Here is a 24,346-nt window from a genome sequence, read left to right on the forward strand (position 1 = left end):
CGACATTTGATTCTGTTGTCTGAGCGGAGTCGAAGACAAAAACGTCACTTCGGCTCCGCTCAGTGACCGTGGCGACATTTGATTCTGTTGTCTGAGCGGAGTCGAAGACAAAAACGTCACTTCGGCTCCGCTCAGTGACCGTGGCGACATTTGATTCTGTTGTCTGAGCGGAGTCGAAGACAAAAACGTCACTTCGGCTCCGCTCAGTGTCCAATGCGTTGTCTTAGCGATGGCCATTGAGCTTGCCGAAATGAGTCGAAGACAAACCCAAATTTAATATTCAACCCTATAAAAATAAAAAATGGCCCTCTTAGACATTTCCATAATTGTACTTTATCTGCTTGCCATGGTGGGTATTGGTGTATATTTTTCTAGAAAAAACAAGAGTACAGCTCAATTTACCACAGCCTCCAGCACCATTCCAGGTTGGGCGATTGGTATGAGTTTTTACGCTACTTTTTTAAGTGCAATAACTTTTTTGGGCGATCCTGGAAAATCATTCGGAAGCAACTGGAATCCCTTCGTATTTAGTATTTCAATGCCTTTTGCGGCTTATTTCTCTTCCAAGTTTTTCGTAAGTTTTTATCGAAATTCTGGTGAAATCAGTGCATATACACATCTCGAAAAACGTTTTGGGTCTTGGGCAAGAAGTTATGTCATGCTCTGTTTTATCCTTACACAATTGGCAAGAATGGGAACCATTTTTTATGCAATTGCCATCGCTATCAATGCTTTGACAGGTTTTGAAATACCTTTGATTATCGTTTTTTCGGGTGTTTGTGTGATTGTTTATACCGTTTTTGGAGGGATGGAAGCAGTTATTTGGACGGAAGTGGTACAAGCCGTTCTGAAAACTATGGGAGCGTTACTTATTTTAGGAATAATTTTGTATGCCATTGATATTCAAACAATTGTAAATGAGGGACTTGCAAAAGACAAATTTAGCCTAGGTTCCTTTAAGCCAGATTTTACTCAAAGTTCGTTTTGGGTGGTTTTTGTGTATGGATTTTTTATAAACTTGGTTAATTTCGGAGTGGATCAAAACTACATTCAACGCTACCACACTGCTCAAAATACCAAAGACGCACAGAAAAGCATTTGGCAATGTGTGATTTATTATGTGCCAGTTTCGTTCTTGTTTTTCTTCGTAGGTACTGCTTTGTTTGTTTATTATCAGCACTTTCCTGAGCAAATTCAAAGTTTGAAAGAATTGGTTTCTATCGAAAAAAGTATAGCATTTACTGATTTACAACCAGCAGATTATGGTGACAGAGTTTTGCCTCATTTTATCAAAACCAAAATCCCGACGGGTCTTTTGGGATTGTTGATGGCGGCTTTACTTTCAGCAGCCATGAGTACCATGAGCAGCAGTATGAACAGCTCGGCCACAGTTTTTTTGAAGGATTTTTACACACGATATTTCCATAAAAACTTAAATGATTTACAGCAACTCAAAGTTTTAAGAATTGCTACAGTTTGTTTTGGTTTGCTGGGAATCAGTTTCGGAATAGCCATGATAGGAGCCAAAAGTATTTTAGATATTTGGTGGAAACTCTCTGGAATATTCGCAGGAGGCATGTTGGGTATATTTTTGCTGGGTTTTTTGGTGAAAAATGCTGGAAAGGTGGCCGCTATTGGAGGAACTTTGGTAGGAGTGGTCGTAATCGCTTATTTATCCCTTCAAACCTATTTGCCAGAAAGCTTCAAAACCAATTTGGAACCTAAAATGACTGTAGCATTTGGCACGTTAACGATTGTTGGAGTTGGCTGGTTGATTACCAAACTTCAAAGCAATAAGTCTTAACATTTTCTCTTTAAGACGCTAATTCGTTATAATTTTTTAAAGTAGAAAGAACTCCCCTTTATGTTTCATTTCCAACCCCAAGGTTTCCAGGCTATAAGGATTGGATTTTTTAGGTCAAATTTTACGGTAAAAAGCCTATCTGAGCCAATTCTTCTAAGATTGTAGCTAAAAAAATCATCGTTTAGTTCAACCCACCAAACGTTTGTTGCAGCCAAGGGAAGCATTTTGGTAGTTTCATCATCTGCTGGAAACATTTGTAGGCCAATTTGGCCAATGTTCGAACTTGTGCCGCCATACATCGTCACTTTGTCTGGTTCACCATTTTCGTGTCTATGGTCGTGTTTGAGCTCAATTTTATCACCTTTCAAAGTGAAAACCCACGTTCTAGATTTGTCATCACCTACATAAAATGGAATTTTAATAACGTTTTCCTCGCAGCTAATGACTTGCATTACGAGCCTTTTGTTTTTGAAAGTATCATTATCGGCTCCAGCAATAGCTGTTCCTTCATAAGATTTTCCGCAATGTTTTTGCAAATTTTGCCAAAAGGCCAAACTATTTGTTTGGGCTTGGGATTTTCCCAAAATGGGAATTAGTAGCATGAATATAAATGTAACGCGTTTCATCCGAAAAGTTTTTCTTGGCAAATTATGATTTAATTGAGTAAAATAAGTGTTTAGTAAATAAATTATTCTGTTTTGTAACAAAGATGACAATCCTTTATTGTCTCAATTGCGTACTTTGATGAAAATTAATTATTTGCCATACCGTATTTCAAAGAAAATGAATCGATTGTTTTTTATTCTTTACCTCTTTTATAATATTCCTGTTTTTTCACAAGAAACTGTTGAAATGAAGAAGTATGCGATAGAAATGGCCGGTTTAAAAGTTGGAGAAATGTATGCTACGAAACACCAAGTGAGCAAAGATGTCGTAAATTATAAGGTCAAAAGTGATGTAAAAGTTAATTTGTTGGTTTTTACGTTAAAAATCAAATATGAAGTAAATAGTCAATTTGATAAAAACGGTCTGGTTTTTTCTGAGGCCAAGGTAAATTCAAACAAAGGTTATTTTTATACGACAACAACTTTTAAAAATGGGCATTATGAGGTGAAATCTAAACAAGAAAAAAAAGAGTTTGAAAAAATGTTGACTTCTTACATTACTTGGACTTCAAGTCGATTGTTTTTCGATGAACCCTCTCATAATCAGAAGTTTTATGCAGAATATTATGCTCTTTTCAACAACGTAAAGAAGAATAAAGATGGTACATTTACATGCCAAATAGAAAACAATATCGACAAATACGTTTACGAGAGTGGTAAATTGATAAAAGTTATAAAAAAGAACCCGATTAAAAACATAGAATTGAGGCTTATTTCAGCAAAAATGCAAGCCGATATTGGATTATAATTATTGAATTGATGTCAAAAAAAGTAGTAATTATAGGAAATGGTATAGCAGGAATAACCACTGCTATTGAACTCAGAAAACTAACGGACTTTGAGATTTCGGTGGTTTCCGACGAATCCGATTTTTTCTTCTCACGCACCGCTCTCATGTATGTTTTCATGGGTCACATGAAGTTTGAGCATACCCAGCCTTATGAAAATAGTTTTTGGGAAAAGAATAAAATTTCATTGGTAAATGGCCGAGCAAACGAAGTTTTGCCAGAGAAAAATACTGTTTCTTTGGAAAATGGTGACAAGCTGGATTACGAGTATTTGGTTATAGCAACAGGCTCTAAACCAAATAAATATAATTGGCCAGGACAAAATTTGGAAGGCGTTTCGGCTTTATATCATAAGCAAGATTTGGAATATTTGGAGAAATATTCTTCAAAAATCAAAAAGGCTGTGGTGGTTGGAGGTGGTTTGATAGGCGTGGAGTTGGCCGAAATGCTACATTCTAGGGGAATACAGGTTACTTTTTTGGTCAGAGAAAATAGTTTTTGGAGTATGGTTTTGTCAGAAAATGAAGGCCGTATGCTTGAAAAACATATTTTAGAACATGGAATAAACCTTAAACTAAATGCAGAACTTAAAGAAATAAATGGGAAAGAGGCGGTTGAATCTGTAATAACTTCTACCGGAGAAACCATTGAATGTCAGTTTGTTGGATTAACTGTCGGTGTAAGTCCCAATGTTGGTTTTCTTCAAAATTCAAGCTTAAAAATCAATAAAGGGATTTTGGTCAATGAATATTTACAAACTAATGTTCCCAATATCTTCGCAATAGGCGACTGTGCGGAAATTCAGCAGCCACAATATGGTAGAAGGCCTATTGAAGCGGTTTGGTACACTGGAAAAATTATGGGGCAAACTCTTGCAAAAACATTGAATGGTCAAAATACAGCTTATCATCCAGGGCATTGGTTCAACTCCGCCAAGTTTTTCGATATAGAGTACCAAACGTATGGTTTGGCTCCGTCCAACTTGAGCGATAATCAGGATGAATTTTATTGGGAAAAAGAAAATAAAGCAGTTAGAATAGTTTTTAACAAAGAAAATCAAGTTTTTGAAGGAATAAATACATTCGGGATTCGTATGCGTCAGGATTTCTTTGAAAAGGTGTTGGACAGAAAAGAAAGCTTAAGTTTTGTAATAAAAAACCTTGAAAAGGCGAATTTTGATCCTGAGTTTTTTAAGAAGTTTGAGAAAGAAATAAAACAAGAATTTTCAATGCAAATTACTCAAATATAAATATTTATGAAATTGGAAATTAACAAAAGCATCGGTTTAAGTTTGGGTTTTGGCGGAATGATAATTCTTGTTGCTACTCTTTTTAATGCATTGGGCGGTTCAGTTTTGTTATACCTCTCTTTGTGCATGATCTTAACAGGGATAGTAGTGTATTCATTTGGTGAATATTCGGGTGAATTGTCTGGAATAAAAAACAATGAAGTTTGGTTTAAAAGTGTTTCTTCAAAAGGAATTGTGGCTTGGATTCTGGGTTTTGTGCTTACTGCTTTCTATGTAGTAATCTATTGGTTTCCACAGTATTTGGGTCTTCATAAAGAAGGAAATACGGGTTTAGTTGCTTTTTTTGATCCTCTAAGCTTTGCTTTGAACGGACATGGTGCTAGTCAGTGGTTTGTTTATGGTACATTGTACACCGTGGCTATTTTAGGTTTTGGAGTGAAATTTATTCTCAAATATAAACATAACACCTACCAAATTGTAAGAACTTGCTCAGTCATGTTTTTCCAGTTGGCATTTGCATTTTTGTTGCCAGAGTTTTTGGCGAAACTCAATCCAGAATTGGATTATTTTGCAAAAGATCTTAAAAATATGTGGCCGCTCAACTACTATTTCTTCGAAGATTGGCATTTGAAGGCCATGTTGGGCGGCGGAAATCTCGGGATGTTTATGCTATTTTTTGGTATAGGCATGATATTTTTGGTTTCCCCGATTCTCACTTACTTTTTTGGTAAAAGGTGGTATTGCTCGTGGGTTTGTGGCTGCGGTGGTTTGGCCGAAACTGCTGGAGACTCCTTCCGTCAACTGTCAGATAAATCGGTAAAGGCCTGGAAAATAGAACGATGGTTAATTCATTCGGTACTACTTTTTGTTTTTATAACAACAGTGGCGGTTATTTATTCCTTTTTAATTAATGAAAAAGCCACTTTAAATCCCAAGCTTTTCTTGGTCGGAGTTATTATGTTTTTGGGAATTTTTAGCTTGTATGTTTTCAAAATTGGCTATAAAAAGTTAGCCAAAGATGCTAGAAAAGGCATTTATTGGGCTTCAGGGATAATTTCGGCTTTCTTGATTATCAACATGGCCATTGGAAATTCAAATGTGTTTTTTATTGATTCTTACACTTTACGCTCTTGGTACGGATTTTTTATAGGAGCTGCATTTAGTGGAGTAGTTGGCGTTGGTTTTTATCCGATTTTAGGTAGCAGAGTTTGGTGCAGATTTGGTTGCCCAATGGCCGCAGTTTTAGGATTTCAACAAAAATTGTTGTCGAGATTTAGAATTACCACAAACGGCTCTCAGTGTATCTCATGTGGCAATTGCTCTACTTATTGCGAAATGGGCATTGATGTTCGTTCTTATGCCCAAAAAGGTGAGGATATCGTCCGCTCATCTTGTGTAGGTTGCGGTGTTTGCTCGGCGGTTTGTCCTCGTGGAGTTTTGAAATTGGAAAATGGAAGGGTGAAGATTTGAAAAATTTACTTCTATTTTGAATACTTCTCAAATGCCTTTTCAATCTCGCAAACTATGTACGCTTTCAAATCAGTTTCATGAACTTCATAGGGTTTTGAACTTGTTAAGATTTGTATATTAAGCACCCTTTCAATTTCCCAAAGCGTTTCTGTGGTGAAATTATGTGTACCACTCAACCATCTGCTAATTTCTGATGGCTTTTTACCCATCATATAAGCAAACTCTTGATTCGTAAAACCTCTTTTCCGAAGGGCATCATCTATTTGAGCGGCCCGGCCCATTCTTTTCGAAATATTCTCTTTTGTTTTTTCTGGTATACCCTCTTTTATGCTTGAGATGAGAACTCCAGTATGTTTTCTTGCTCTATTCATCAGTTTCTAATATTAAATCACCACCTAATTCGTACTCATTAATCCAATATATCTGCTTCTCCTTCATTTTTTTGAAAATCAGTTCTGAAACTTCTCGTAAAATATAGTTTTCACTTTTTAGTTTTTCACTTTCTTGCAACGCTCTTATACTTTTGAGTTTGTGCCCTCCACCTCCTAATAATATTACGGTAGTGCCAAATCTAATACAATAGAGCCTCAAATTTGAGTTAGGGGAGTCGTATAGAGCACAAACTAAATCACCTAATTTTCCTTCATTTTCTTTAAAAAAGTGCCTTCTTGCTCCAAATTTAGTAGAAATTTGATTCAGGGTTTCTACAATTGAATTTATCTCGTCAGGAAATTCTCTCAAATTTTCAACCATAAAGTTTTCAAATAAAGTTTCATTATCATCATCCATAAAAATGGAATAAATAGTAGCTTTCGAACCTGAAAGTTCCGATAATTCAACTATTTCAAACTTCATTATGATGCACGTATTAACTTTATATGACAAATATAAGTAAATTTTGCGATAAAAAAATAGATTCTATTTATTTTAAACAGAATCTATTTACTAAGTTTTTAAGATTGACTTTACAAATTACCCTTCCGAAACTCCTCCACCGCATGATTAGCCGCTCTGGCTGTCAGTGCCATGTATGTAAGAGAAGGATTTTGGGTTGAGTTACTGGTCATGCAGGCTCCGTCTGTTACAAACACGTTTTTACAGTGGTGCAATTGGTTCCATTCGTTTAATTGAGAGGTTTTTGGGTCTTTGCCCATTATTACTCCGCCCATTTCGTGTATATCTAGGCCAGGATTCCAGCCATTTCTTCCACTGGCTTTTATATTGGTAAAACCCGCCAAAGTATACATTTCAGTCAATTGTTCTCTAAAATCCTTGGCCATTTTCGCATCATTGTCGTCCATGGCTACATTAATTCTTACCTGTGGAATACCCCATTGATCTTTTAGCGTTTCGTCCAATTTTACATAATTGGTGATTTTGGGAATAGTTTCTCCCATAAAATGTGAACCCACTCTCCAATTACCATATTTTTTCTCGAAAAGATTATTTTTGAGTTCTTCACCCCATCCATCTCTGTTAGTTATTTCTGTCCTACTTGCACTAAAACCAGATGCATAGCCTCTTAGGAAGTCTGTTTCCTGCTTTTTTACATTTCTAAAACGTGGAATATAACTGCCGTTCGGTCGAATTCCATCCGTCTTTTTATCTAAGAAACCTTCATATTCTCCAGAAATGGTGGTTTGGAAATTATGAAAATGTATGTACTTGCCCATCAAGCCATTGTCGTTGCTTAATCCATTTGGAAATCTGCTTGATTTTGAGTTGAGTAAGATAATGTTTGTGTTTACGGTTGAGCCGTTTACAAATATTATCCTTGCAAAGTATTCTATTTCTTGTTTGGTAATGGCATCAATGACTTTTACACCAACTGCTTTTTGTTTTTTCTCATCATAAATAATTGAATTTACAACGGAATGGTTTCTCATGGTCATGTTTCCGGTCATTTTGGCCCAAGGAAGTGTTGAGGCATTGCTACTGAAATATCCACCATAAGGACAACCTCTCTGGCATAAGTCTCTTTGCTGACACTTGGCTCTACCTTGTTGGTAATGAATCGGTTGAGGGTCAGTCAAGTGTGCACATCTACCAATAATGACTGGTCTTGCTCCATTATAATGTTTACGCATTTGGTCCGTAAAATGCTTTTCTACACAAGTTTGTTCGTGTGGTTTTAGAAATTCTCCATCTGGTAGAGATTCTAAACCGTCTTTATTTCCAGAAATACCAGCAAAAATCTCTACATGACTATACCAAGGTGCAATGTCGTCATAACCAATAGGCCAATGTACATCAAATCCATCACGGGCTGGTCCTTCAAAATCATATTTGCTCCATCGCTGCGTTCCCCTAGCCCAAAGGAGTGACTTACCTCCTGATTGATAGCCTCTTATCCAGTCAAATGGCTTTTCTTGGATGTAAGGGTGATCGGCGTCTTTTACAAAAAAATGACTTGAATCTTCTCCAAAAGCATAGCATTTGGTGGCAATGGGATTGGCATCTTTCATTTCTTTGGTGATTTGGCCAAGATGTTCAAATTCCCAAGGTTGCATCATAGTGGTGGGGTAATCACCGTGATTCACTTCTTTACCTCTTTCCAAAACTAAAGTTTTTAAACCCTTCTCGCTGAGTTCTTTAGCTGCCCACCCGCCACTAATACCTGAGCCAATCACTATGGCGTCAAAGGTTCTTTTCTTTTTAGAATCTATATTAAAATTTGCCATAATTCTGATTAAATCTCGACACAGCCATGGAAATATGCTGGTGCCATTTGATAGTTTTTATGATTGGTTAAATAAAATTCTGAACTTGTATATGACCTGATGGTCAAGTTTTTAAGAAACTCAACGGTCTTTTTATTTGAGGTGTTATTTTTTAAAAGATCAACTGCCTGTAGATTGTCAAGTTTTTCAAAAGGTTTTTGGTGCTTGGCAATGGATTCTTTGTTTAAAATCTCTAGCGTTTGCTTGACCTCATTTTGAATTTGCTCGGAATAACAGTCTTTTATCACTTTTTCGACATATAGATGAGCTCCGACGGATTTTGCACCTGGGATATTTGTTTCAGGAATTAAACAGTCAACTATTTTGCTAAATATTTCAGAATTCTCGAATTCTAAAAGCTCTAAGCCATCCGAATTCCAGTTATTTGCCCAGGATGGCAATTGTCCAAGCCCCAAAATGCCAATTCCTAAGGACTTAATGACGTTTCTTCTTTCCATAAAAGGTTGTTTTTGGGCTAAATTACAGCTTAGCTTTCAAAAATTCTACATTTTTAAAAAATATTAATAATTCAAAATCTATTCATTTAGAATAAAGTTTGAAAATACCCTTTTTCGAGGGTAAATTTGTATTAGAATCATAAAATATGTCTTCAAAAGTTAGCGTAATCATACCCGCCTATAACGAACAAGATTCCATTGGAAAAGTTATTAGTGAAATACCTTCTATAGTCACCGAAGTTATCGTGGTCAGCAATAATTCTACGGATGATACTGAATCGGTAGCAAGAAATGCAGGGGCTACTGTTTTAAAGGAAAACAAAAAAGGGTACGGATATGCATGCTTATTAGGTATGCAACATATTGCCAATACTGCTCCTGATACAGATATTGTAGTGTTTTTAGATGGAGATTATTCTGATTATCCAGAAGAATTGCTGTTACTAATAAAACCTATTTTTGAAAACAATGTTGATATGGTAATAGGAGCGAGGGTGGCACATTTGCGTTTACCCAATTCTATGACCCCGCAGCAGGTTTTTGGTAATTGGTTAGCTACTTTTTTGATGAAGATATTTTTTGGTGCAAAATTCACTGATTTAGGTCCATTTAGAGCCATAAAATACCAGAAGTTATTGGATTTGAAAATGGAAGATAAAACTTATGGCTGGACGGTGGAAATGCAATTGAAAGCTCTTAAACACAATCTTTCGTATGTAGAAATACCGGTGCGTTATCGCAAAAGAATTGGAATAAGTAAGGTTTCTGGAACAATAAAAGGTACTGTATTGGCTGGGTTTAAGATTTTAGGTTGGATATTTAAATATAGTTTTAAGTGATTTTTTTGTCAAATACTGCGGTGATTTTATATGGGATAGCTGCCTTTTTGGTATTGCTTTATTCCATTTCGCAGTTTTTTCTTTTTTATTCTTATTTAATACAAAAGCCCAAAAAAACAGAGGTGATTTTTGAAAAATTACCATCGGTTACCATCCAACTCCCAATATTTAATGAAAAATACGTTGTAGAAAGGCTTTTGAATTGTATAGAAAAGATTGATTATCCATTTCTTCAGATTCAAGTTTTAGATGATTCCACAGATGAATGTTTTGATATTTCAGAAGATTTGGTTGAGAAGTTAAAATCTAAAGGTTTTGATATCGATTTGATTCACCGAAAGGATAGGTCAAATTTCAAAGCAGGGGCTTTGAAAAATGCCTTGGAATCGTCAAAAGGAGAATTTATTGCCATTTTTGACGCTGATTTTTTGCCCGAGCCAAATTGGATAATGAAAACTATCCATCACTTTACAAATCCTGAAGTAGGAGTGGTTCAAACCCGATGGAAACACATAAATAGAAATTACGGAATTTTGACCAAAGTTTTGGGAATGGCACTTGATCACCATTTTACCATTGAACAAGTAGGGAGAAATCAAGGTCGGCATTTTATAAACTTCAATGGTACAGCGGGTATATGGCGAAAAGAATGTATTCTAGACGCTGGAAATTGGCAAGGAGACACCTTAACAGAGGACTTAGATCTAAGTTACAGAGCTCAGATGAAAAACTGGGAATTTGTATATTTAGAAGATGTCGAAACTCCCTCAGAATTGCCCGTTGTGATGTCAGCCATACGCTCACAACAGTTTAGATGGAACAAAGGTGGAGCCGAAAACTTTCGCAAATTTGGTTGGAAAGTTCTAAAAAGTAAAACTATTGGCCTAAGTCATAAAGTTCAAGGATTTGCACATTTGTTGAATAGTTCGGTGTTTGTTTGGGTATTTTTGATGTCAATTTTGAGTGTTCCATTGGTACTTATTCAAGAAACAAAGTTTGATGCACTTCTTATTTTCGGAACAACCTTAAAATATACGGTTATAATCCTATTTTTTGTTTTCTATACGAGTTTCAGGAAAGCTCAAAGTCCTAATTTAAAAGATTTTCAAAAGTTTTTACTTCAATTTTTGGTATTTTTTCCAGTTATATTGGGCTTAACTTTTCACAATTCTATGGCAGTTTTAGAAGGATATTTTGGTATTAAGTCTGACTTTATTCGCACCCCGAAGTTCAATATTATTTCAAATAAAGATACTTGGAAAAACAATCATTATTTGGGTAAAAAACTAACTTTAAATCTATTTATTGAGATATTATTGATTGCTTTCTTTTCTTTCGGGATATTTTTGGCTTTCAAAAATCAAAAATATGATTTCGTACCTTTTCACGCTCTTTTGGTTTTGGGATACAGCATTGTGGTAATTAAGTCATTTGATGAATAATCCTTGGAAAATATCAAATCCTTGGTTGATGAGCATTGCAGGAGCTTGTTGTATAATTTTTTACGTATTTGCATTCCATTTAGAAAGGTCAAATTTTAACCTACTTTTGACACTTTATTCAGGACTTTTCTTGGGGTATTTTTTTCTTATATCTTCAGATTATAAATACAAATTTGTTCTTGGTCTGATTTTTAGGATGGTTCTTGTCCTTCAAATCCCAAATCTGTCTCAGGATTTTTATCGTTTTATTTGGGATGGGCGAGTGCTGATTTCTTCCATTAATCCTTACTCTTTCCTGCCAATTGATATTGTTGAGAAGGTTTTTGATGGGCAGTTTTTATTAGATAAAATGGGAAATTTAAGTGGCCATAACCACAGTAATTATCCACCTTTGAACCAGCTTATTTTTGCAATTGGAGCTTTTTTATCACCAAAAAACGTACTAGGAAATGTTTTGGTTCTGCGGACATTAATCATTCTTGCGGATATCGGTATTTATATTTTCGGCAGAAAAATTCTAGAATTTTTAAATTTAGAAAAGGAAAAAATTCATTACTATTTCCTAAATCCTTTGGTAATCATCGAACTTACTGGAAATTTGCATTTCGAAGGTGTAATGATGTCCTTTTTATGCCTTGGTTTTTACTTTTTCTATAAGAATAAATATTCAATTTCAGCGGTTTTTATAGCTTTGGCCATCCTCACTAAGCTCATTCCCTTGTTGCTTTTACCTTTTTTTATTAAGAAAATTGCTACGAAAAAATTAATCGCTTTTTATGCGATTATTGGCAACCTATGTATTGCAGCATTTTTGCCTTTTTTTGATAGTAATTTATTTGAAAACTATTCAAAAACGGTGGGTCTTTGGTTCACCAATTTTGAATTCAATGGCAGTATTTATTATCTATTGCGGGAAATTGGTTATTGGATTACAGGATACAACATGATAGCCATAATAGGAAAGATTACACCTGTTTTTATTGTTTTTTATATCGGATATTTAGCCTTTACAAAGTCTAACTTTCTAGAAAATCAATATTTGGCTTTAATGGTTTACTTTTTTTTGTCGACCACCATACATCCATGGTACTTGATTTCAATGATTTTTCTGGGTGTTTTTCTTAATACCAAAAGCATTTGGTTTTGGTCGTTTACTGTCATTTTTAGCTATGCTGCTTATGGAGTAAATTACTTTCAGGAAAAACCCATTTTCCTAATTTTTGAGTATTTACCTGTATTCACTTTATTTTATTTGGAACACAGAAATCGTAAAATTAATTATTCTTAGGAGCTATAGTTCTCCATTTTGAGACCAGCTCATTTCCGATTTTTTCATGACCTTTGGCGTTGATATGATCGTCCAAAAAGTAGTAGTCTTGGGTAGTTAGTTTTCCACCCATATTTACAAAGTATAGGTCTTGGATGTTGTTTTCAGTTGCATATTTTTCAAAAACTGCAACTACATTTGGTTCAGTATAAAAACTCCCTGCATAAGTGAATATAATTGGCCCTGGGTAGGTTTCTCTAATTTGCTCTACAATTGTATAAAAGTCTTTACCAAAATTCGGTATTTTCTTAAATTCCGCACCTAAATTATTCCCTTTGGTATTAGGATCAAGCTTTGGACTTGGCGTAATAAAATCAATAATGGCTGCTTTTAGGTGCTTAAAAAGGTAGTATTTTTTTATTTTTGAATTATTATTTACTTGAGATTCAAAATCTGTTGCTGTTTTATTCCCGAGTTTTTTATTTTTTACCCAGTAATTATTTTCCTCTAAATCAGTATCGTGAAATTGAATGACGATAAGTTTCAATGAATCAGGACTTATTTTTTTGAAACTAAAGTACTCTCGAGCCGTTCCATATGATGAAATTCCTGAATTTAAGGTCTTTAGTTTTGTCTTATTTTCAAATACTTGGGCAAATGTTTTATCTTGGTCAATTCCCCAACCCATCGTAAACGAATCACCCAAAAACAGTACCTCAGGATGGTTTAAATCAGCTTCAGAATCTCTAAAACCTTTTGAATTTACATAATACTGATTATCAAATTCATAACTCGTAAATGTTGATCGACCAGGTTTTAAAGTGTAAAATAAGATAGAATCATATCTTGCACAATCTGCTTCAAATTGTATTAATGGCCTGTTGGCCAAAGAAACACGTTTAAAATGACCAAAAAAACCTTTTGATTTTATGGTTTCAGGAAGAAATTTTGGGCCAAAGTTGAAAACAAATAGATAGGTGCATTCCCAAAAAACAAATAGTGCTATAAATAGCCACCATTTCATTTTAAAAGCTTTAGCTAAAAAATAACCGAAAAGTAAAATAGAAAGAGAAATACCCCATAACGAGAAATAATCTTGCATGAAAGTATTGATTCGAGGGCGATTGGGAAAACTGAGTAATTCGCCTCTAAATACAATTATGGCAAAAAGTAGGAACGAAAATAATAGTCCTATGAGGTTTTTCTGTGATTTGGTCATGAAGCTGTATTAACAATCTCGTCTTTATCTTCCACAAAATTAACACTAATTGCCGCAATTAAGAAACAGATTCCACCAAGAATTAAAGCAAATATAGCCTGACCTCCAAATAAATATTTAACCAAAAGACCCCCAACTATTGCGTTTAAAATTTGTGGAATTGTGATGAAAAGGTTAAAAATACCCATGTAAACACCGATTTTGTGAGCGGGCAATGCTCCGCCCAAAATGGCATAAGGCATGGCCAAAATACTTCCCCAGGCTATTCCAACGCCTATCATTGACAGCAAAAGGAAGTTTTCGTTTGGAGCAAAGTAGATTGAAATCAGTCCAACTGCACCAGCAATCAATGAAAAAGCATGCGTTTTCTTACGTCCATATTTTTTAGCAATACCTGGTAGAATAAAAGCAAAAACAGCACTGACTGCATTGTAAACCCCGAAAATGATTCCTACCCAATCTCCTGCTTTGTTAAACATCACTGAAGAATGATCAGATTCTGGTAGACCATATATATGCTGAGCCACTGCTGAGGTCGTATATACCCACATACTAAATAAGCCAAACCATGAGAAAAACTGAACAACACCCAGCTGAAGCATGGTTTTGGGCATGGAAAATATATCTGCAAGAATATTTGAAGATTCATGTGTTTGCTCCACTTCGTCGAAGCTTTTGAGCTCTTCGGGCGAATATTCTGATGTAGTACTGATGGTCCAAATTATAGTGCCTAAAAGGAAAAGACCACCTATAATAAACGACCAAATTACGTTTGATGGAACTTCGCCTTCAGCTGCCGGAGCATCAAATCCCAGCCAGTTGGTTAAAATATAAGGTAACCAAGAACCTACTACAGCTCCTATACCGATAAGTGCAGTTTGAATGGCATAACCTTTGGTCCTTTGTGCGGAATTGAGTTTGTCTGCCACCAATGCTCTAAAGGGCTCCATAGCCACATTAAATGAAGCATCCATAATCATCAAGAAACCGGCCCCTACCCAAAGAGCTGGTAAATACTGGGTAAAACTACCTGCGTTGGGCATCAAAAATAAACCTAAAGCCGCCAAGATAGCTCCAACCAAAAAGAATGGCCTTCGTCTGCCCAATCTTGTCCAAGTATTGTCGCTCATTTTTCCTATGATGGGCTGAACAATCATACCTGTTAGAGGAGCAACAATCCAAAACCACGACAATTGGTGAACATCCGCCCCGAAATTCAACAGAATTCTACTGGCATTTCCGTTTTGTAATGCAAAACCCATTTGAATACCCAAGAAACCCAGACTCATGTTCCAGATAGCTGCGGTTGACAAATTTGGTTTTTTCGAACTAGTATTTTTTAAAATCGATCCTGAAGAAGCCATTTTTTATATTTAAGGTTAATGTTTATATTTCGTCTAAGGTTTTGTAATTTCGAAAATCTTAAATGAGTTTGGTTTAAGGTTTATAAGATCCGTTTGGGACTTATCTAGCGTTATTTTTTGTTTTTCTTTTCCTTCAAAAACTTGTTTTAGTTTTAGCTGAGTAACATTTCCAAACTGCTTTTCCAAAACCGTTTTAGGAAGTGTTATTTTTGTATTTATTTCGTTATTTAAATCGAAATTATATACAAAAAGCAATAATTGTTCATTGGTATATCTTAAATAGGAATAAACTTTTGAAGAATCATACCCTTCAGAATGGAAATTTAGATATTGCAAATCATGAAATTCCCCATCTGAAATCGCAGTGTTTTCTTGTGCAAAAACTAAAGTGTTTCCGTAGAATTCTCGGATTTTCTTTTGTTCTTTACTGAGTTTCTTGGTATCAAATTTTCCTTTATTTATCCAGTTTTGAAGCTCAGTTACTCCCCAAAAATCAAATATTGTGGTTCGACCATCGTTTCCTTGGAAACCTTCAGCTTGGTTGGGTTTTACTCCAAGTTCTTGTCCATAATAAACCATAATTGGCCCAGTATGTAATGTAGCCGAAAGCATCATGGCTGCTAAAGCCGATTCTGGCTTTTTCCCAAATTCATTTGAGGCTATTCTTTGTTCGTCATGGTTTTCAAGAAAACGGAGCATTCTGTTAGAGAAATTTCCCGATTCTTTTTGCCAAACAGCCGTGATATCATTGGCATTTCCATGACCTTCAATTAGCCTTCTAAGTGCATCATAAAGACCCACTTTATCGTATAAATAGTCGAATTTTCCTTTAAAAAGGTAATTTCCATATTCATTTGGATTATAAATTTCCGCAATAAAAATTACTTTTGGATTTAAGGCCTTGATTTCTGGAATTACCCAACCCCAGAATTCTACTGGGACCATTTCTGCCATGTCGCATCGAAATCCGTCTACACCTTTTTCACTCCAATAGGTTAGAATATTCTTCATTTGCAACCACGTATTAGGGATTGGATCAAAATGTGTTTTTTTGCCATTCAAATAATCCACTCCGTAGTTGAGTTTCAAGGTTTCAAACCAGTCATTGATACTTGGTTTGGCCGAAAAAACATCATTTCCAGTTGCTTTTGCCGGAAATTCGTTATATTTTTCTTTAAAAACAAATGGAGGATTCACGCCCTCCGGAATCTCAAATGCTTGATTAGGAAGGTAATAGAAATTGTTTTGAGCATCAAAAGTCTTTGATTTATCGTCCTTTTCACCAAAATCAGTAATTCCGTTTGGTTTTATATCCGAATTGTACTCTCTAGAAATATGATTGGGTACAAAATCAATTATTACTTTTAAATCAAGTTCGTGGGTTCTTTTTACCAATTCTTCAAATTCGGACATTCTATTTTCCACATTTTCAGCTAAATATGGATTTACGTCATAATAGTCTTTGATGGCATATGGTGAGCCAGCAATACCTTTTACAACCTGGGGATGGTCTTTTTTTATGCCAAATTTACTAAAATCGGTCATGGTTGCGTGCTCTATAATGCCAGTGTACCATACGTGACTAATTCCAAGCTCCTTTATTGACTTTAAGGCATTTTTATTGATGTCTTTGAATTTGGAAGTTCCGTTTTCTTCTAAAGTTCCGTTGAACTTGTTTGTGGTGTTTTGATTGGCAAATAATCGGGTAAAAATCTGATATACGGCTAATTTGTCCGAACTTTTAGTTTGATTTTGGGCAAAACTCATAATAGGCATTAAAACGATGAGGATTGAAGATAAAAACTTCATTTTTTGTTAAAGTATAATTTCAAAGGTAAATATGTTTTTTTTATGAAAAAACAGTCATAATGCTTTATTTTGTAAAAAAAATACTATTAACCTAATGAACAATAAATTACCCAATTTGTATTATCTTGGAATAATACTAGTTTTCTTTGTTTATTCGACTCAAGCCCAAAAAGCTGATATCACAAGGATAAATCCTACCAATTGGTTTGTTGGAATGAAAAATCCGAATGTTCAACTTTTGATTTATGGCAAAAATCTAAAAGCAAATAATGTTATTTTAAAACCTTATGTTGGCGTAAAACTAAAAAAAGTACATACTGCGGAGAATCCAAACTATTTGTTTTTGGACTTGGAAATTTCTAAAAATACCAAGCCAGGTAATCTTAAATTTACATGTAATGGGACAACTTTTGACTATCAACTTAAATCTAAATCTGCAAATCCTAGAGGCCTTAGTCAAGCAGATTTTATATACTTATTGATGCCAGATAGATTTGCCAATGGTGATGCATCAAACGATAAATTTGCCGACATGGCAGATCCAAATCATGACAGAAAAAATCCGTTTCTGCGTCATGGAGGTGATTTGAAGGGAGTTACTGAGCATTTGGATTACCTTAAAGAACTTGGAGTGACAGCCATTTGGATGACTCCAGTTATTGAAAACAATCAGTTTCTAACCGACGAAGGTGGCGTAATGCGAAGTGCTTATCATGGCTATGGTTTTACAGATCATTATAATGTAGACAAAAGACTAGGAGGAAATGAGGCATACAAAAAACTCTCGGATGAAGCACACAATAAAGGTATAAAAATGGTACAAGATGCTGTTTATAACCATGTTGGAATAAATCACTGGTTTTTAAAAGACATGCCCTCAAATGATTGGCTCAATCAATGGGACAAATACACCAATACTACTTACAAAGATCAACCACTTTTTGATATTCATGCCTCTGCAAAAGATACCAAGGAAGTAAGAAATGGCTGGTTTACCTCATTTCTGCCAGATTTGAACCAAAATAATCCTTTCGTAGCCAATTTCTTAATTCAACATGCCCTTTGGTCAGTTGAAACTTTTGACCTTGATGCATGGCGAATAGATACCTATATTTATAATGATTTGTACTTTATGAATAAATGTAACCAAGCTTTGCTTACCGAATATCCTAAAATTCATATTTTTGGGGAATCGGCAGTGAGTACAGTCATTAGTCAAGCTTATTTTACAAAGAATAATTTGGCTATTCCGTTTAAAAGTAATTTACCTGGTGCACTCGATTTTGTGGTTGAAGAGGCGATGTTTGAAGCATTAAACCACGATTTTGGTTGGAACGATGGGGTGAGCAGGTTATACACTGTTTTGGCTCAAGATTTGGCCTATGCAGATGCTACCAAAAATGTTAACTTTCTTGAAAATCACGACCATCACCGTTTTTTCTCGGTTATTGGCGAAGATTTCAATAAATATAAAATGGGAATAACTTGGTTGATGACTTTAAGAGGTATTCCACATTTTTATTATGGTACAGAAATTCTGATGAAAAATTTCAAAGATCCTTCCGACGCTGAGGTTAGGAGGGATTTTCCAGGTGGCTGGAAAGAGGATGCGGTTAATAAATTTGATAAAACTGGAAGAACTGAGCAAGAAAACTTGGCTTTTGATTTTGTGAAGAAATTGGCGAATTACAGAAAAAACTCAGATGCAATCTCTAATGGTAAATTTATGCAGTTTGTACCGCAAGATGGTGTTTACGTGTATTTTAGGTATACTGATAAGCAAAGGGTAATGGTCGTTTCAAATACCAACAAAATAGATAAAACATTGGACACGAGCAGATTTGAAGAAATGCTAAAAGGTTCAAAATCAGCAACAAACATTCTTTCTGATTCCAAATTAAATGATATTTCTACACTTAATATTCCTGCAAAAGGAGTGATGATTCTTGAGATTAACTAAAATACTAAATAATGATAAAAGCTTTCTTGTTTGATTTGGATGGAGTAATTGTAGACACAGCGGTATTTCATTATAAAGCTTGGAAAAGATTAACCAATCAGTTGGGATTTGACATTGATGAAGAATTTAATGAAACGCTGAAGGGAATAAGCAGAATGGATTCGTTGGATGCCATTTTAAAGCATGGTGGAGTGAGCATAAGCCAAGAAGAAAAAGAGAAATATGCTAAAATAAAAAACGATTGGTATCTGGAATTGGTTAACCAGATGACGGTCAATGATATACTTCCTGGAGTTGAAAACTTCTTGAAAGACTCGAGAGAGTTGGGAATAAAAATAGCCTTAGGTTCTGCCTCAAAAAATGCCAGTCTTATTCTCGAAAAAACAGGAATTTTAGGGCTTTTTGATGCCATAATTGATGGGAATCATGTTTCTAAAAGTAAACCTGACCCTGAAGTTTTCTTGAAAGGAGCCGAAGCTTTGGATGTAGAATACGACACTTGCGTGGTTTTTGAGGATGCCTATGCAGGCGTACAAGCGGCAAAAGCAGCTGGAATGGTGGCTGTTGGTATCGGAAGTGTCGAATTCTTGAACAATGCTGATTTTGTGGTAAAAGGTTTATTTGAAATGAGCCCAAGCGAAATAATTACGAAAATACTTTAATTACAAATAATACGAGAGATGAAAAGTTACATTAAGCATGACGAATGGAGAGTCGTTGAGAGTGGGTTTCATGCAGAATTTAATGAGATTACGGAGAGTTTGATGAGCCTCGGTAATGGAAAAATGGGCCAAAGAGGCAATTTTGAAGAAAGATATTCAGGTAAAACACTCCAAGGAAATTATGTAGCTGGTGTCTGGTTTCCAGACAAAACCAGAGTAGGTTGGTGGAAAAACGGGTATCCTGATTACTTTGCAAAAGTAATAAACTCCATCAACTGGATAGGTATTGATATTGAAATAGACGGAGAAATGGTGGATTTGGCCAAATGTGAGATTTTGGAGTTTTATCGAGAATTACACATGCAGCATGGTCATTTAATGCGTTTTTGCAAAATTCGTCTTCAGAATGGCAAAGAATTACACATTGAAAGCGTCAGGTTTTGTAGCATTACGCATGATCAAATAGGACAGGTTGATTACGAAATTATTCCCGTAAATTTTGATGGCAAAATAAAAATAACCCCATATTTGGATGGAAATGTTCAGAATCGCGATTCTAATTATAATGAATATTTTTGGGAGGAGATTTCAAAGTCAGTAACTGATAATAGAGCCTATCTTCAAGTTAAAACCAAAGAGAATAAATTTAATGTAGAAAGATTTGACATCTGTGCTGCAATGGATGTTGAAATTTTTCAAGGTGGCCATAAACAAGCTGTTTCTTTCAAAAATATTGAATCTGAGAAATACATAGGCTTGGAGTTTGAAATTGATGCAATCAAAATGCAATCAGTTAGGATTTTGAAGAAAGTGGCTATAAATAATTCAAACAATTTCTTTCCTGACTATTTGGTGGCTGAGTGCGAAAAGTCTCTAGATTCTGTTGCAAATTTGAAATTACAGGTTTTGCAAAGAGACGCTTGGAAATTGAAATGGGAAAATTGTGATATTAAAATAGAAGGAGATGAATCTGCTCAGCAGGGTATTAGATTTAATATTTTTCATTTGCTACAGACTTATACCGGGCAAGATGCTCGTCTGAATATTGGTCCGAAAGGATTTACTGGAGAAAAATATGGCGGCGTAACCTATTGGGACACAGAGGCCTATTGTATTCCATTTTATATGTCAGCGGCAGATCATTCTGTAGCACGTAATTTGTTGGTTTATAGACATAACCATCTTCAAAAGGCCATATTGAATGCTCAAAAGTTAGGTTTTAAAAAAGGGGCGGCATTATACCCGATGGTAACCATGAATGGTGAGGAGTGCCACAATGAGTGGGAAATTACCTTTGAGGAAATTCATAGGAACGGAGCCATTGCCTATGCTATTTATGATTATATCAACTACACTGGCGATGAAACTTATCTAAATGAGTTTGGCTTGGAAGTATTGGTTTCCATTTCTAGGTTTTGGTCCCAAAGAATAACATGGTCGGAGAATTTACGAAAATTTGTGATGTTGGGTGTAACAGGTCCAAATGAATATGAGAACAACGTTAATAACAATTGGTATACCAATTATATCGCCATTTGGACGCTCAAATATACTTTAGAAGCCATATCTAAAGTAAAAAATAGCCCAACTGATTACCTAAGAATCAAGGCAGAGTTAAATTTTGAGGAAAATGAAGAAACCGCCAGATGGATTGAGATTATAGACAACATGCACTTTCCTTATGATGAAGAAAGGCAAGTTTATTTACAACAAGACGGCTTTTTGGATAAAGAACTTTTGACTGTAGATCAAATCCCTCAGCATCGCCCAATAAATCAGAATTGGTCTTGGGATAGAATTCTTCGATCATGTTTCATTAAACAGGCAGATGTTTTGCAAGGATTATATTTCTTCGAGGACGATTTTGATATCGATACCCAAAGAAGAAATTTTGATTTCTACGAGCCAATGACAGTCCACGAATCCTCGCTTTCACCTTGTGTTCATACTATTTTGGCATGTAAATTAGATAAGATAGAAAAAGCTTACGAAATGTATGTTCGGACAGCTAGACTAGATTTAGATGATTATAACAATGATACGGAGGATGGATTGCACATAACTTCCATGGCTGGAACTTGGATGTCCGTGGTTAAAGGATTTGGTGGAATGCGGGTAAAAAATACCCAATTGCATCTTAATCCTATTCTACCTGCTAACTGGGCATCTCTATCGTTTAGGATTGGTTTGAAAAATAATCTTTTGGAAATTGGTATTTCAAAAGACGGAGTCACAATTAAGAACCTTTCAGAATCCGATGTTGAAATTTCGCTTTTTGATATTAAAGTACTAATAAAGGGAAATTCCGAGTATTTTAGTGTTGGATAATTTCTTGATATTTAAGAGAAAACAAATCTACCGGGATTTGTTTTCTCTTTTTATGTGAATTTTGAGGATGTAAAATATGGAAAAAGAAAAAAATAATTGGGAGAAAATATCTACTGTAGTTCCTTATTCTAATCCTTGGATTGAGGTTCAACACCATGAGGTTATCAATCCGTCGGGAGGTAAGGGAATATATGGCCAAGTGAACTTTAAAAATATCGCCATTGGCGTTGTTCCTGTTGATAATCAAGGCAATACTTATTTGGTTGGTCAGTTTCGTTTTCCTTTGGAAGAGTATTCTTGGGAAATTCCCGAAGGTGGATGTCCATTAGGTGAAGATATATTAGGTGCTGCCAAAAGAGAATTGTTGGAAGAAACAGGTTTTAGTGCTCAAAAATGGACCTTAATTTCTAAAATTCATACCTCAAATTCTGTTTGTAACGAAGTAGGATTCATATTTCTTGCTGAAGAATTGCATGAAGGGCAAGCTGAGCCAGAAGAAACGGAAGATTTGATAATAAAAAAAGTAAGTTTAAAAGAAGCCGTTGATTTAGTGATGAATAACCAAATAACGGATTCTATCTCAATTGCCGGAATCTTAAAAATAGCCAGGCTTAAAGGTTTATAGTCAGAACTCAATACCACTATTTATAAGTGATTCTATAGCAGAATAGTTTGTTAAATCGTATTGGCAAGGTACGACAGAAATGTAATTGTTTTCAAGAGCCCAAAGGTCATTATCTGTCGCTTCACTTTCTCTATTTACAAAATGCCCACCCATCCAATAGTAAGGCCTACCATGTGGGTCTTTGCGGGAGTCAAACTCCTCTTGCCAATAACCGTTTGTTTGCCTACATACTTTAATTCCTTTTATTTCTCCTTTTTTACTATTGGGAAAATTTACGTTAAGAGCTGTTCCTTTTGCCATGCCATTTTTTAAAACAAAATGGGCAATTTGGGATAAATATGGCCTAGTATGCTCAAAATCTGCGTCATAGTGAAAATCGTCAAGTGAAAAACCAATTGCAGGAATTCCTTCTATAGCTCCTTCAATAGCGGCTGACATTGTTCCTGAATAGATAACCGAAATGGAAGAGTTGGAGCCATGGTTTATGCCACTAACCAACAGGTCTATTTTTCTTCCTTTCAAAAATTCATGTTTTGCAAGTTTTACGCAATCAGCAGGAGTACCAGAGCATTCGTAAGAAGCAATATCTCCAAAAATTGGTGACTTTTTAATATGGATAGTGGTGTCAACAGTAATAGCGTGACCCATACCCGAATTTGGGCTATCGGGAGCCATTACGTACACTTCACCTATTTTAGACATCTCTTCAATCAATACTTTGATGCCTTTTGAAGTTATTCCATCGTCGTTTGTAACTAGTATTAATGGTTTTGTCATGTCTTATAATTTCTAAAAATTTGTTGAGTTAAATCCAAATAAAATGTAACTCAAAGGTAAGATTTTTAAATTTCTTCTAACTATCAATTCATTAAAATTTGTCATAAATTAGAACGTAAACTTATAATAATTGGTGAAATTTTTCCCAATTTGTGCTATTTTTGCATAAATATTAACAAATGAAATGCATATAGCTATTACTGGCAATATTGGAGCTGGAAAAACCACATTAGCTGAAAAACTCGCTGAGCACTATGGCTGGGAAGTTTATTATGAAGCAGTTGATGGAAATCCTTATTTAGCCCCATTTTATACTGATATGGCTAAATGGTCTTTTCATTTACAAATATTCTTTCTAAACTCAAGATTTGAACAAGTTCTGAAGATTATAAATCAGCAGGAAAAAACCATCATTCAGGACCGTACGATTTATGAGGATGCCTATATTTTTGCCCAAAATTTATACGAAAATGGACAAATGAATGAAACCGATTACAACACCTATCGGGGACTTTTTAATACCATAATGAAAGCTATATCTCCGCCCGATTTGATGATTTACCTAAAAGCGGATATTTCAAAACTTACAACCCAAATAAAAAAGCGGAATAGAGATTTTGAGCAAAATATCGACCCTAATTATTTATTAAGTCTTAATAAATTGTATGAAGGTTTTACTAAGGAATATCAGCATGGTAAATTGATAGAAATTGACGTCAATAATTTGGATTTTGTGGCTGAACCAGATGATTTCAAGAGTATTGTAGAAAGGATAGACAAAACAATAAATTTGGGTACACAGCTCAAAATTTAACTTTATTTATAATAATTATTTCGCCTTTATTGGTTCGAATTTTGTTATTTTGATAATAATTTAGAAAAAAGTCCTGATAAAAAAAA

21 protein-coding genes are annotated in these 24,346 nt (G+C 35.1%); 12 read left to right on the forward strand and 9 right to left on the reverse strand.

From position 1 onward, the window contains the following. The first annotated feature begins 301 nt into the window (after positions 1-301). On the forward strand, positions 302-1,804 hold the full coding sequence (locus EGI24_RS16210; RefSeq protein WP_255049181.1) for a sodium:solute symporter: 1,503 nt from the start codon (positions 302-304) through the stop codon (positions 1,802-1,804). A 65-nt stretch (positions 1,805-1,869) separates the two neighbouring features. Here EGI24_RS16210 and EGI24_RS16215 read toward each other — a convergent pair whose 3' ends face one another. After that, positions 1,870-2,430, reverse strand: a complete 561-nt coding sequence (locus tag EGI24_RS16215; RefSeq protein WP_255049578.1) for a hypothetical protein — start codon at positions 2,428-2,430, stop codon at positions 1,870-1,872. A gap of 157 nt (positions 2,431-2,587) precedes the next feature. Between EGI24_RS16215 and EGI24_RS16220 the strand changes: the two genes are divergently transcribed. Genes EGI24_RS16220 through EGI24_RS16230 form a run of 3 tightly spaced genes read left to right on the forward strand, consistent with a single transcriptional unit; the run spans position 2,588 to position 5,976 of the window. Continuing rightward, entirely contained in the window at positions 2,588-3,217 is a 630-nt protein-coding gene (locus EGI24_RS16220) for a DUF6134 family protein (RefSeq protein ID WP_255049579.1), read from the forward strand. 11 nt (positions 3,218-3,228) lie between these two features. Beyond that, positions 3,229-4,506: an NAD(P)/FAD-dependent oxidoreductase gene (locus EGI24_RS16225; protein WP_255049580.1), complete on the forward strand. Its 1,278-nt coding sequence runs from the start codon at positions 3,229-3,231 to the stop codon at positions 4,504-4,506. A 6-nt stretch (positions 4,507-4,512) separates the two neighbouring features. After that, complete coding sequence (locus EGI24_RS16230; RefSeq protein WP_255049581.1) at positions 4,513-5,976, forward strand: 4Fe-4S dicluster domain-containing protein; 1,464 nt, start codon at positions 4,513-4,515, stop codon at positions 5,974-5,976. Positions 5,977-5,987: 11 nt separating this feature from the next. Here EGI24_RS16230 and EGI24_RS16235 read toward each other — a convergent pair whose 3' ends face one another. From EGI24_RS16235 to EGI24_RS16250, 4 genes are all read right to left on the reverse strand, one after another. Further along, complete coding sequence (locus EGI24_RS16235) at positions 5,988-6,347, reverse strand: helix-turn-helix transcriptional regulator (protein ID WP_255049582.1); 360 nt, start codon at positions 6,345-6,347, stop codon at positions 5,988-5,990. After that, on the reverse strand, positions 6,340-6,831 hold the full coding sequence (locus tag EGI24_RS16240) for a hypothetical protein (RefSeq protein WP_255049583.1): 492 nt from the start codon (positions 6,829-6,831) through the stop codon (positions 6,340-6,342). Before EGI24_RS16240 ends, EGI24_RS16235 begins: the two co-directional genes overlap by 8 nt. A 110-nt stretch (positions 6,832-6,941) precedes the next feature. Beyond that, the gene (locus EGI24_RS16245; RefSeq protein ID WP_255049584.1) at positions 6,942-8,657 is read right to left on the reverse strand and encodes a GMC oxidoreductase; all 1,716 of its coding nucleotides are present in this window, start codon (positions 8,655-8,657) and stop codon (positions 6,942-6,944) included. An 8-nt stretch (positions 8,658-8,665) separates the two neighbouring features. Next, positions 8,666-9,154 carry a gluconate 2-dehydrogenase subunit 3 family protein gene (locus EGI24_RS16250; RefSeq protein ID WP_255049585.1) on the reverse strand — a complete coding sequence of 163 codons (489 nt, stop codon included), beginning with the start codon at positions 9,152-9,154 and terminating at the stop codon, positions 8,666-8,668. A gap of 146 nt (positions 9,155-9,300) precedes the next feature. On the opposite strand from EGI24_RS16250, the gene EGI24_RS16255 reads away from it, so the two are divergent. Genes EGI24_RS16255 through EGI24_RS16265 form a run of 3 tightly spaced genes read left to right on the forward strand, consistent with a single transcriptional unit; the run spans position 9,301 to position 12,723 of the window. Next, positions 9,301-9,993, forward strand: coding sequence for a glycosyltransferase family 2 protein (locus EGI24_RS16255; protein ID WP_255049586.1), 693 nt, complete (start codon positions 9,301-9,303; stop codon positions 9,991-9,993). After that, positions 9,990-11,435 (forward strand): cellulose synthase family protein, encoded by a 1,446-nt coding sequence (locus EGI24_RS16260; protein WP_255049587.1) that lies wholly within the window; start codon positions 9,990-9,992, stop codon positions 11,433-11,435. The genes EGI24_RS16255 and EGI24_RS16260 overlap by 4 nt, the downstream gene beginning before the upstream one ends. A gap of 28 nt (positions 11,436-11,463) precedes the next feature. Next, complete coding sequence (locus EGI24_RS16265) at positions 11,464-12,723, forward strand: hypothetical protein (protein ID WP_255049588.1); 1,260 nt, start codon at positions 11,464-11,466, stop codon at positions 12,721-12,723. On the opposite strand, the gene EGI24_RS16270 is transcribed toward EGI24_RS16265, so the two are convergent. From EGI24_RS16270 to EGI24_RS16280, 3 genes are read right to left on the reverse strand one after another with little or no spacing between them, the layout of a single operon-like run. Then, on the reverse strand, positions 12,710-13,921 hold the full coding sequence (locus EGI24_RS16270) for a hypothetical protein (RefSeq protein WP_255049589.1): 1,212 nt from the start codon (positions 13,919-13,921) through the stop codon (positions 12,710-12,712). The two genes, EGI24_RS16265 and EGI24_RS16270, sit on opposite strands and share 14 nt — an antisense overlap. After that, complete coding sequence (locus tag EGI24_RS16275; RefSeq protein ID WP_255049590.1) at positions 13,918-15,285, reverse strand: MFS transporter; 1,368 nt, start codon at positions 15,283-15,285, stop codon at positions 13,918-13,920. Before EGI24_RS16275 ends, EGI24_RS16270 begins: the two co-directional genes overlap by 4 nt. Positions 15,286-15,318: 33 nt before the next feature. Then, complete coding sequence (locus tag EGI24_RS16280; protein WP_310586101.1) at positions 15,319-17,094, reverse strand: alpha-amylase family protein; 1,776 nt, start codon at positions 17,092-17,094, stop codon at positions 15,319-15,321. Between the two features lie 94 nt (positions 17,095-17,188). Between EGI24_RS16280 and EGI24_RS16285 the strand changes: the two genes are divergently transcribed. From EGI24_RS16285 to EGI24_RS16300, 4 genes are all read left to right on the forward strand, one after another. Further along, on the forward strand, positions 17,189-19,054 hold the full coding sequence (locus EGI24_RS16285) for a glycoside hydrolase family 13 protein (RefSeq protein ID WP_255049591.1): 1,866 nt from the start codon (positions 17,189-17,191) through the stop codon (positions 19,052-19,054). 11 nt (positions 19,055-19,065) lie between these two features. Continuing rightward, complete coding sequence (pgmB, locus tag EGI24_RS16290; RefSeq protein WP_255049592.1) at positions 19,066-19,716, forward strand: beta-phosphoglucomutase; 651 nt, start codon at positions 19,066-19,068, stop codon at positions 19,714-19,716. Positions 19,717-19,734: 18 nt separating this feature from the next. Next, positions 19,735-22,044: a family 65 glycosyl hydrolase domain-containing protein gene (locus EGI24_RS16295; protein WP_255049593.1), complete on the forward strand. Its 2,310-nt coding sequence runs from the start codon at positions 19,735-19,737 to the stop codon at positions 22,042-22,044. Positions 22,045-22,120: 76 nt separating this feature from the next. Continuing rightward, complete coding sequence (locus EGI24_RS16300; protein WP_255049594.1) at positions 22,121-22,669, forward strand: NUDIX hydrolase; 549 nt, start codon at positions 22,121-22,123, stop codon at positions 22,667-22,669. Here EGI24_RS16300 and surE read toward each other — a convergent pair whose 3' ends face one another. Next, positions 22,670-23,446: a 5'/3'-nucleotidase SurE gene (surE, locus tag EGI24_RS16305; protein ID WP_255049595.1), complete on the reverse strand. Its 777-nt coding sequence runs from the start codon at positions 23,444-23,446 to the stop codon at positions 22,670-22,672. A gap of 184 nt (positions 23,447-23,630) precedes the next feature. Here surE and EGI24_RS16310 point away from each other — a divergent pair, with 184 nt between their 5' ends. After that, positions 23,631-24,260 carry a deoxynucleoside kinase gene (locus EGI24_RS16310; protein WP_255049597.1) on the forward strand — a complete coding sequence of 210 codons (630 nt, stop codon included), beginning with the start codon at positions 23,631-23,633 and terminating at the stop codon, positions 24,258-24,260. Positions 24,261-24,346 lie beyond the last annotated feature (86 nt).

The sequence above is a fragment of the Lacihabitans sp. CS3-21 genome (assembly GCF_024343675.1).
Lineage (GTDB): Bacteria > Bacteroidota > Bacteroidia > Cytophagales > Spirosomataceae > Leadbetterella.

Coding starts and splice junctions, on each gene's coding strand:
- EGI24_RS16210 (WP_255049181.1), top strand. CDS start 302: ATGGCCCTCTTAGACATTTCCATAATTGTACTTTATCTGCTTGCCATG.
- EGI24_RS16215 (WP_255049578.1), bottom strand. CDS start 2,430: ATGAAACGCGTTACATTTATATTCATGCTACTAATTCCCATTTTGGGA.
- EGI24_RS16220 (WP_255049579.1), top strand. CDS start 2,588: ATGAATCGATTGTTTTTTATTCTTTACCTCTTTTATAATATTCCTGTT.
- EGI24_RS16225 (WP_255049580.1), top strand. CDS start 3,229: ATGTCAAAAAAAGTAGTAATTATAGGAAATGGTATAGCAGGAATAACC.
- EGI24_RS16230 (WP_255049581.1), top strand. CDS start 4,513: ATGAAATTGGAAATTAACAAAAGCATCGGTTTAAGTTTGGGTTTTGGC.
- EGI24_RS16235 (WP_255049582.1), bottom strand. CDS start 6,347: ATGAATAGAGCAAGAAAACATACTGGAGTTCTCATCTCAAGCATAAAA.
- EGI24_RS16240 (WP_255049583.1), bottom strand. CDS start 6,831: ATGAAGTTTGAAATAGTTGAATTATCGGAACTTTCAGGTTCGAAAGCT.
- EGI24_RS16245 (WP_255049584.1), bottom strand. CDS start 8,657: ATGGCAAATTTTAATATAGATTCTAAAAAGAAAAGAACCTTTGACGCC.
- EGI24_RS16250 (WP_255049585.1), bottom strand. CDS start 9,154: ATGGAAAGAAGAAACGTCATTAAGTCCTTAGGAATTGGCATTTTGGGG.
- EGI24_RS16255 (WP_255049586.1), top strand. CDS start 9,301: ATGTCTTCAAAAGTTAGCGTAATCATACCCGCCTATAACGAACAAGAT.
- EGI24_RS16265 (WP_255049588.1), top strand. CDS start 11,464: ATGAGCATTGCAGGAGCTTGTTGTATAATTTTTTACGTATTTGCATTC.
- EGI24_RS16270 (WP_255049589.1), bottom strand. CDS start 13,921: ATGACCAAATCACAGAAAAACCTCATAGGACTATTATTTTCGTTCCTA.
- EGI24_RS16275 (WP_255049590.1), bottom strand. CDS start 15,285: ATGGCTTCTTCAGGATCGATTTTAAAAAATACTAGTTCGAAAAAACCA.
- EGI24_RS16280 (WP_310586101.1), bottom strand. CDS start 17,094: ATGAAGTTTTTATCTTCAATCCTCATCGTTTTAATGCCTATTATGAGT.
- EGI24_RS16285 (WP_255049591.1), top strand. CDS start 17,189: ATGAACAATAAATTACCCAATTTGTATTATCTTGGAATAATACTAGTT.
- pgmB (WP_255049592.1), top strand. CDS start 19,066: ATGATAAAAGCTTTCTTGTTTGATTTGGATGGAGTAATTGTAGACACA.
- EGI24_RS16295 (WP_255049593.1), top strand. CDS start 19,735: ATGAAAAGTTACATTAAGCATGACGAATGGAGAGTCGTTGAGAGTGGG.
- EGI24_RS16300 (WP_255049594.1), top strand. CDS start 22,121: ATGGAAAAAGAAAAAAATAATTGGGAGAAAATATCTACTGTAGTTCCT.
- surE (WP_255049595.1), bottom strand. CDS start 23,446: ATGACAAAACCATTAATACTAGTTACAAACGACGATGGAATAACTTCA.
- EGI24_RS16310 (WP_255049597.1), top strand. CDS start 23,631: ATGCATATAGCTATTACTGGCAATATTGGAGCTGGAAAAACCACATTA.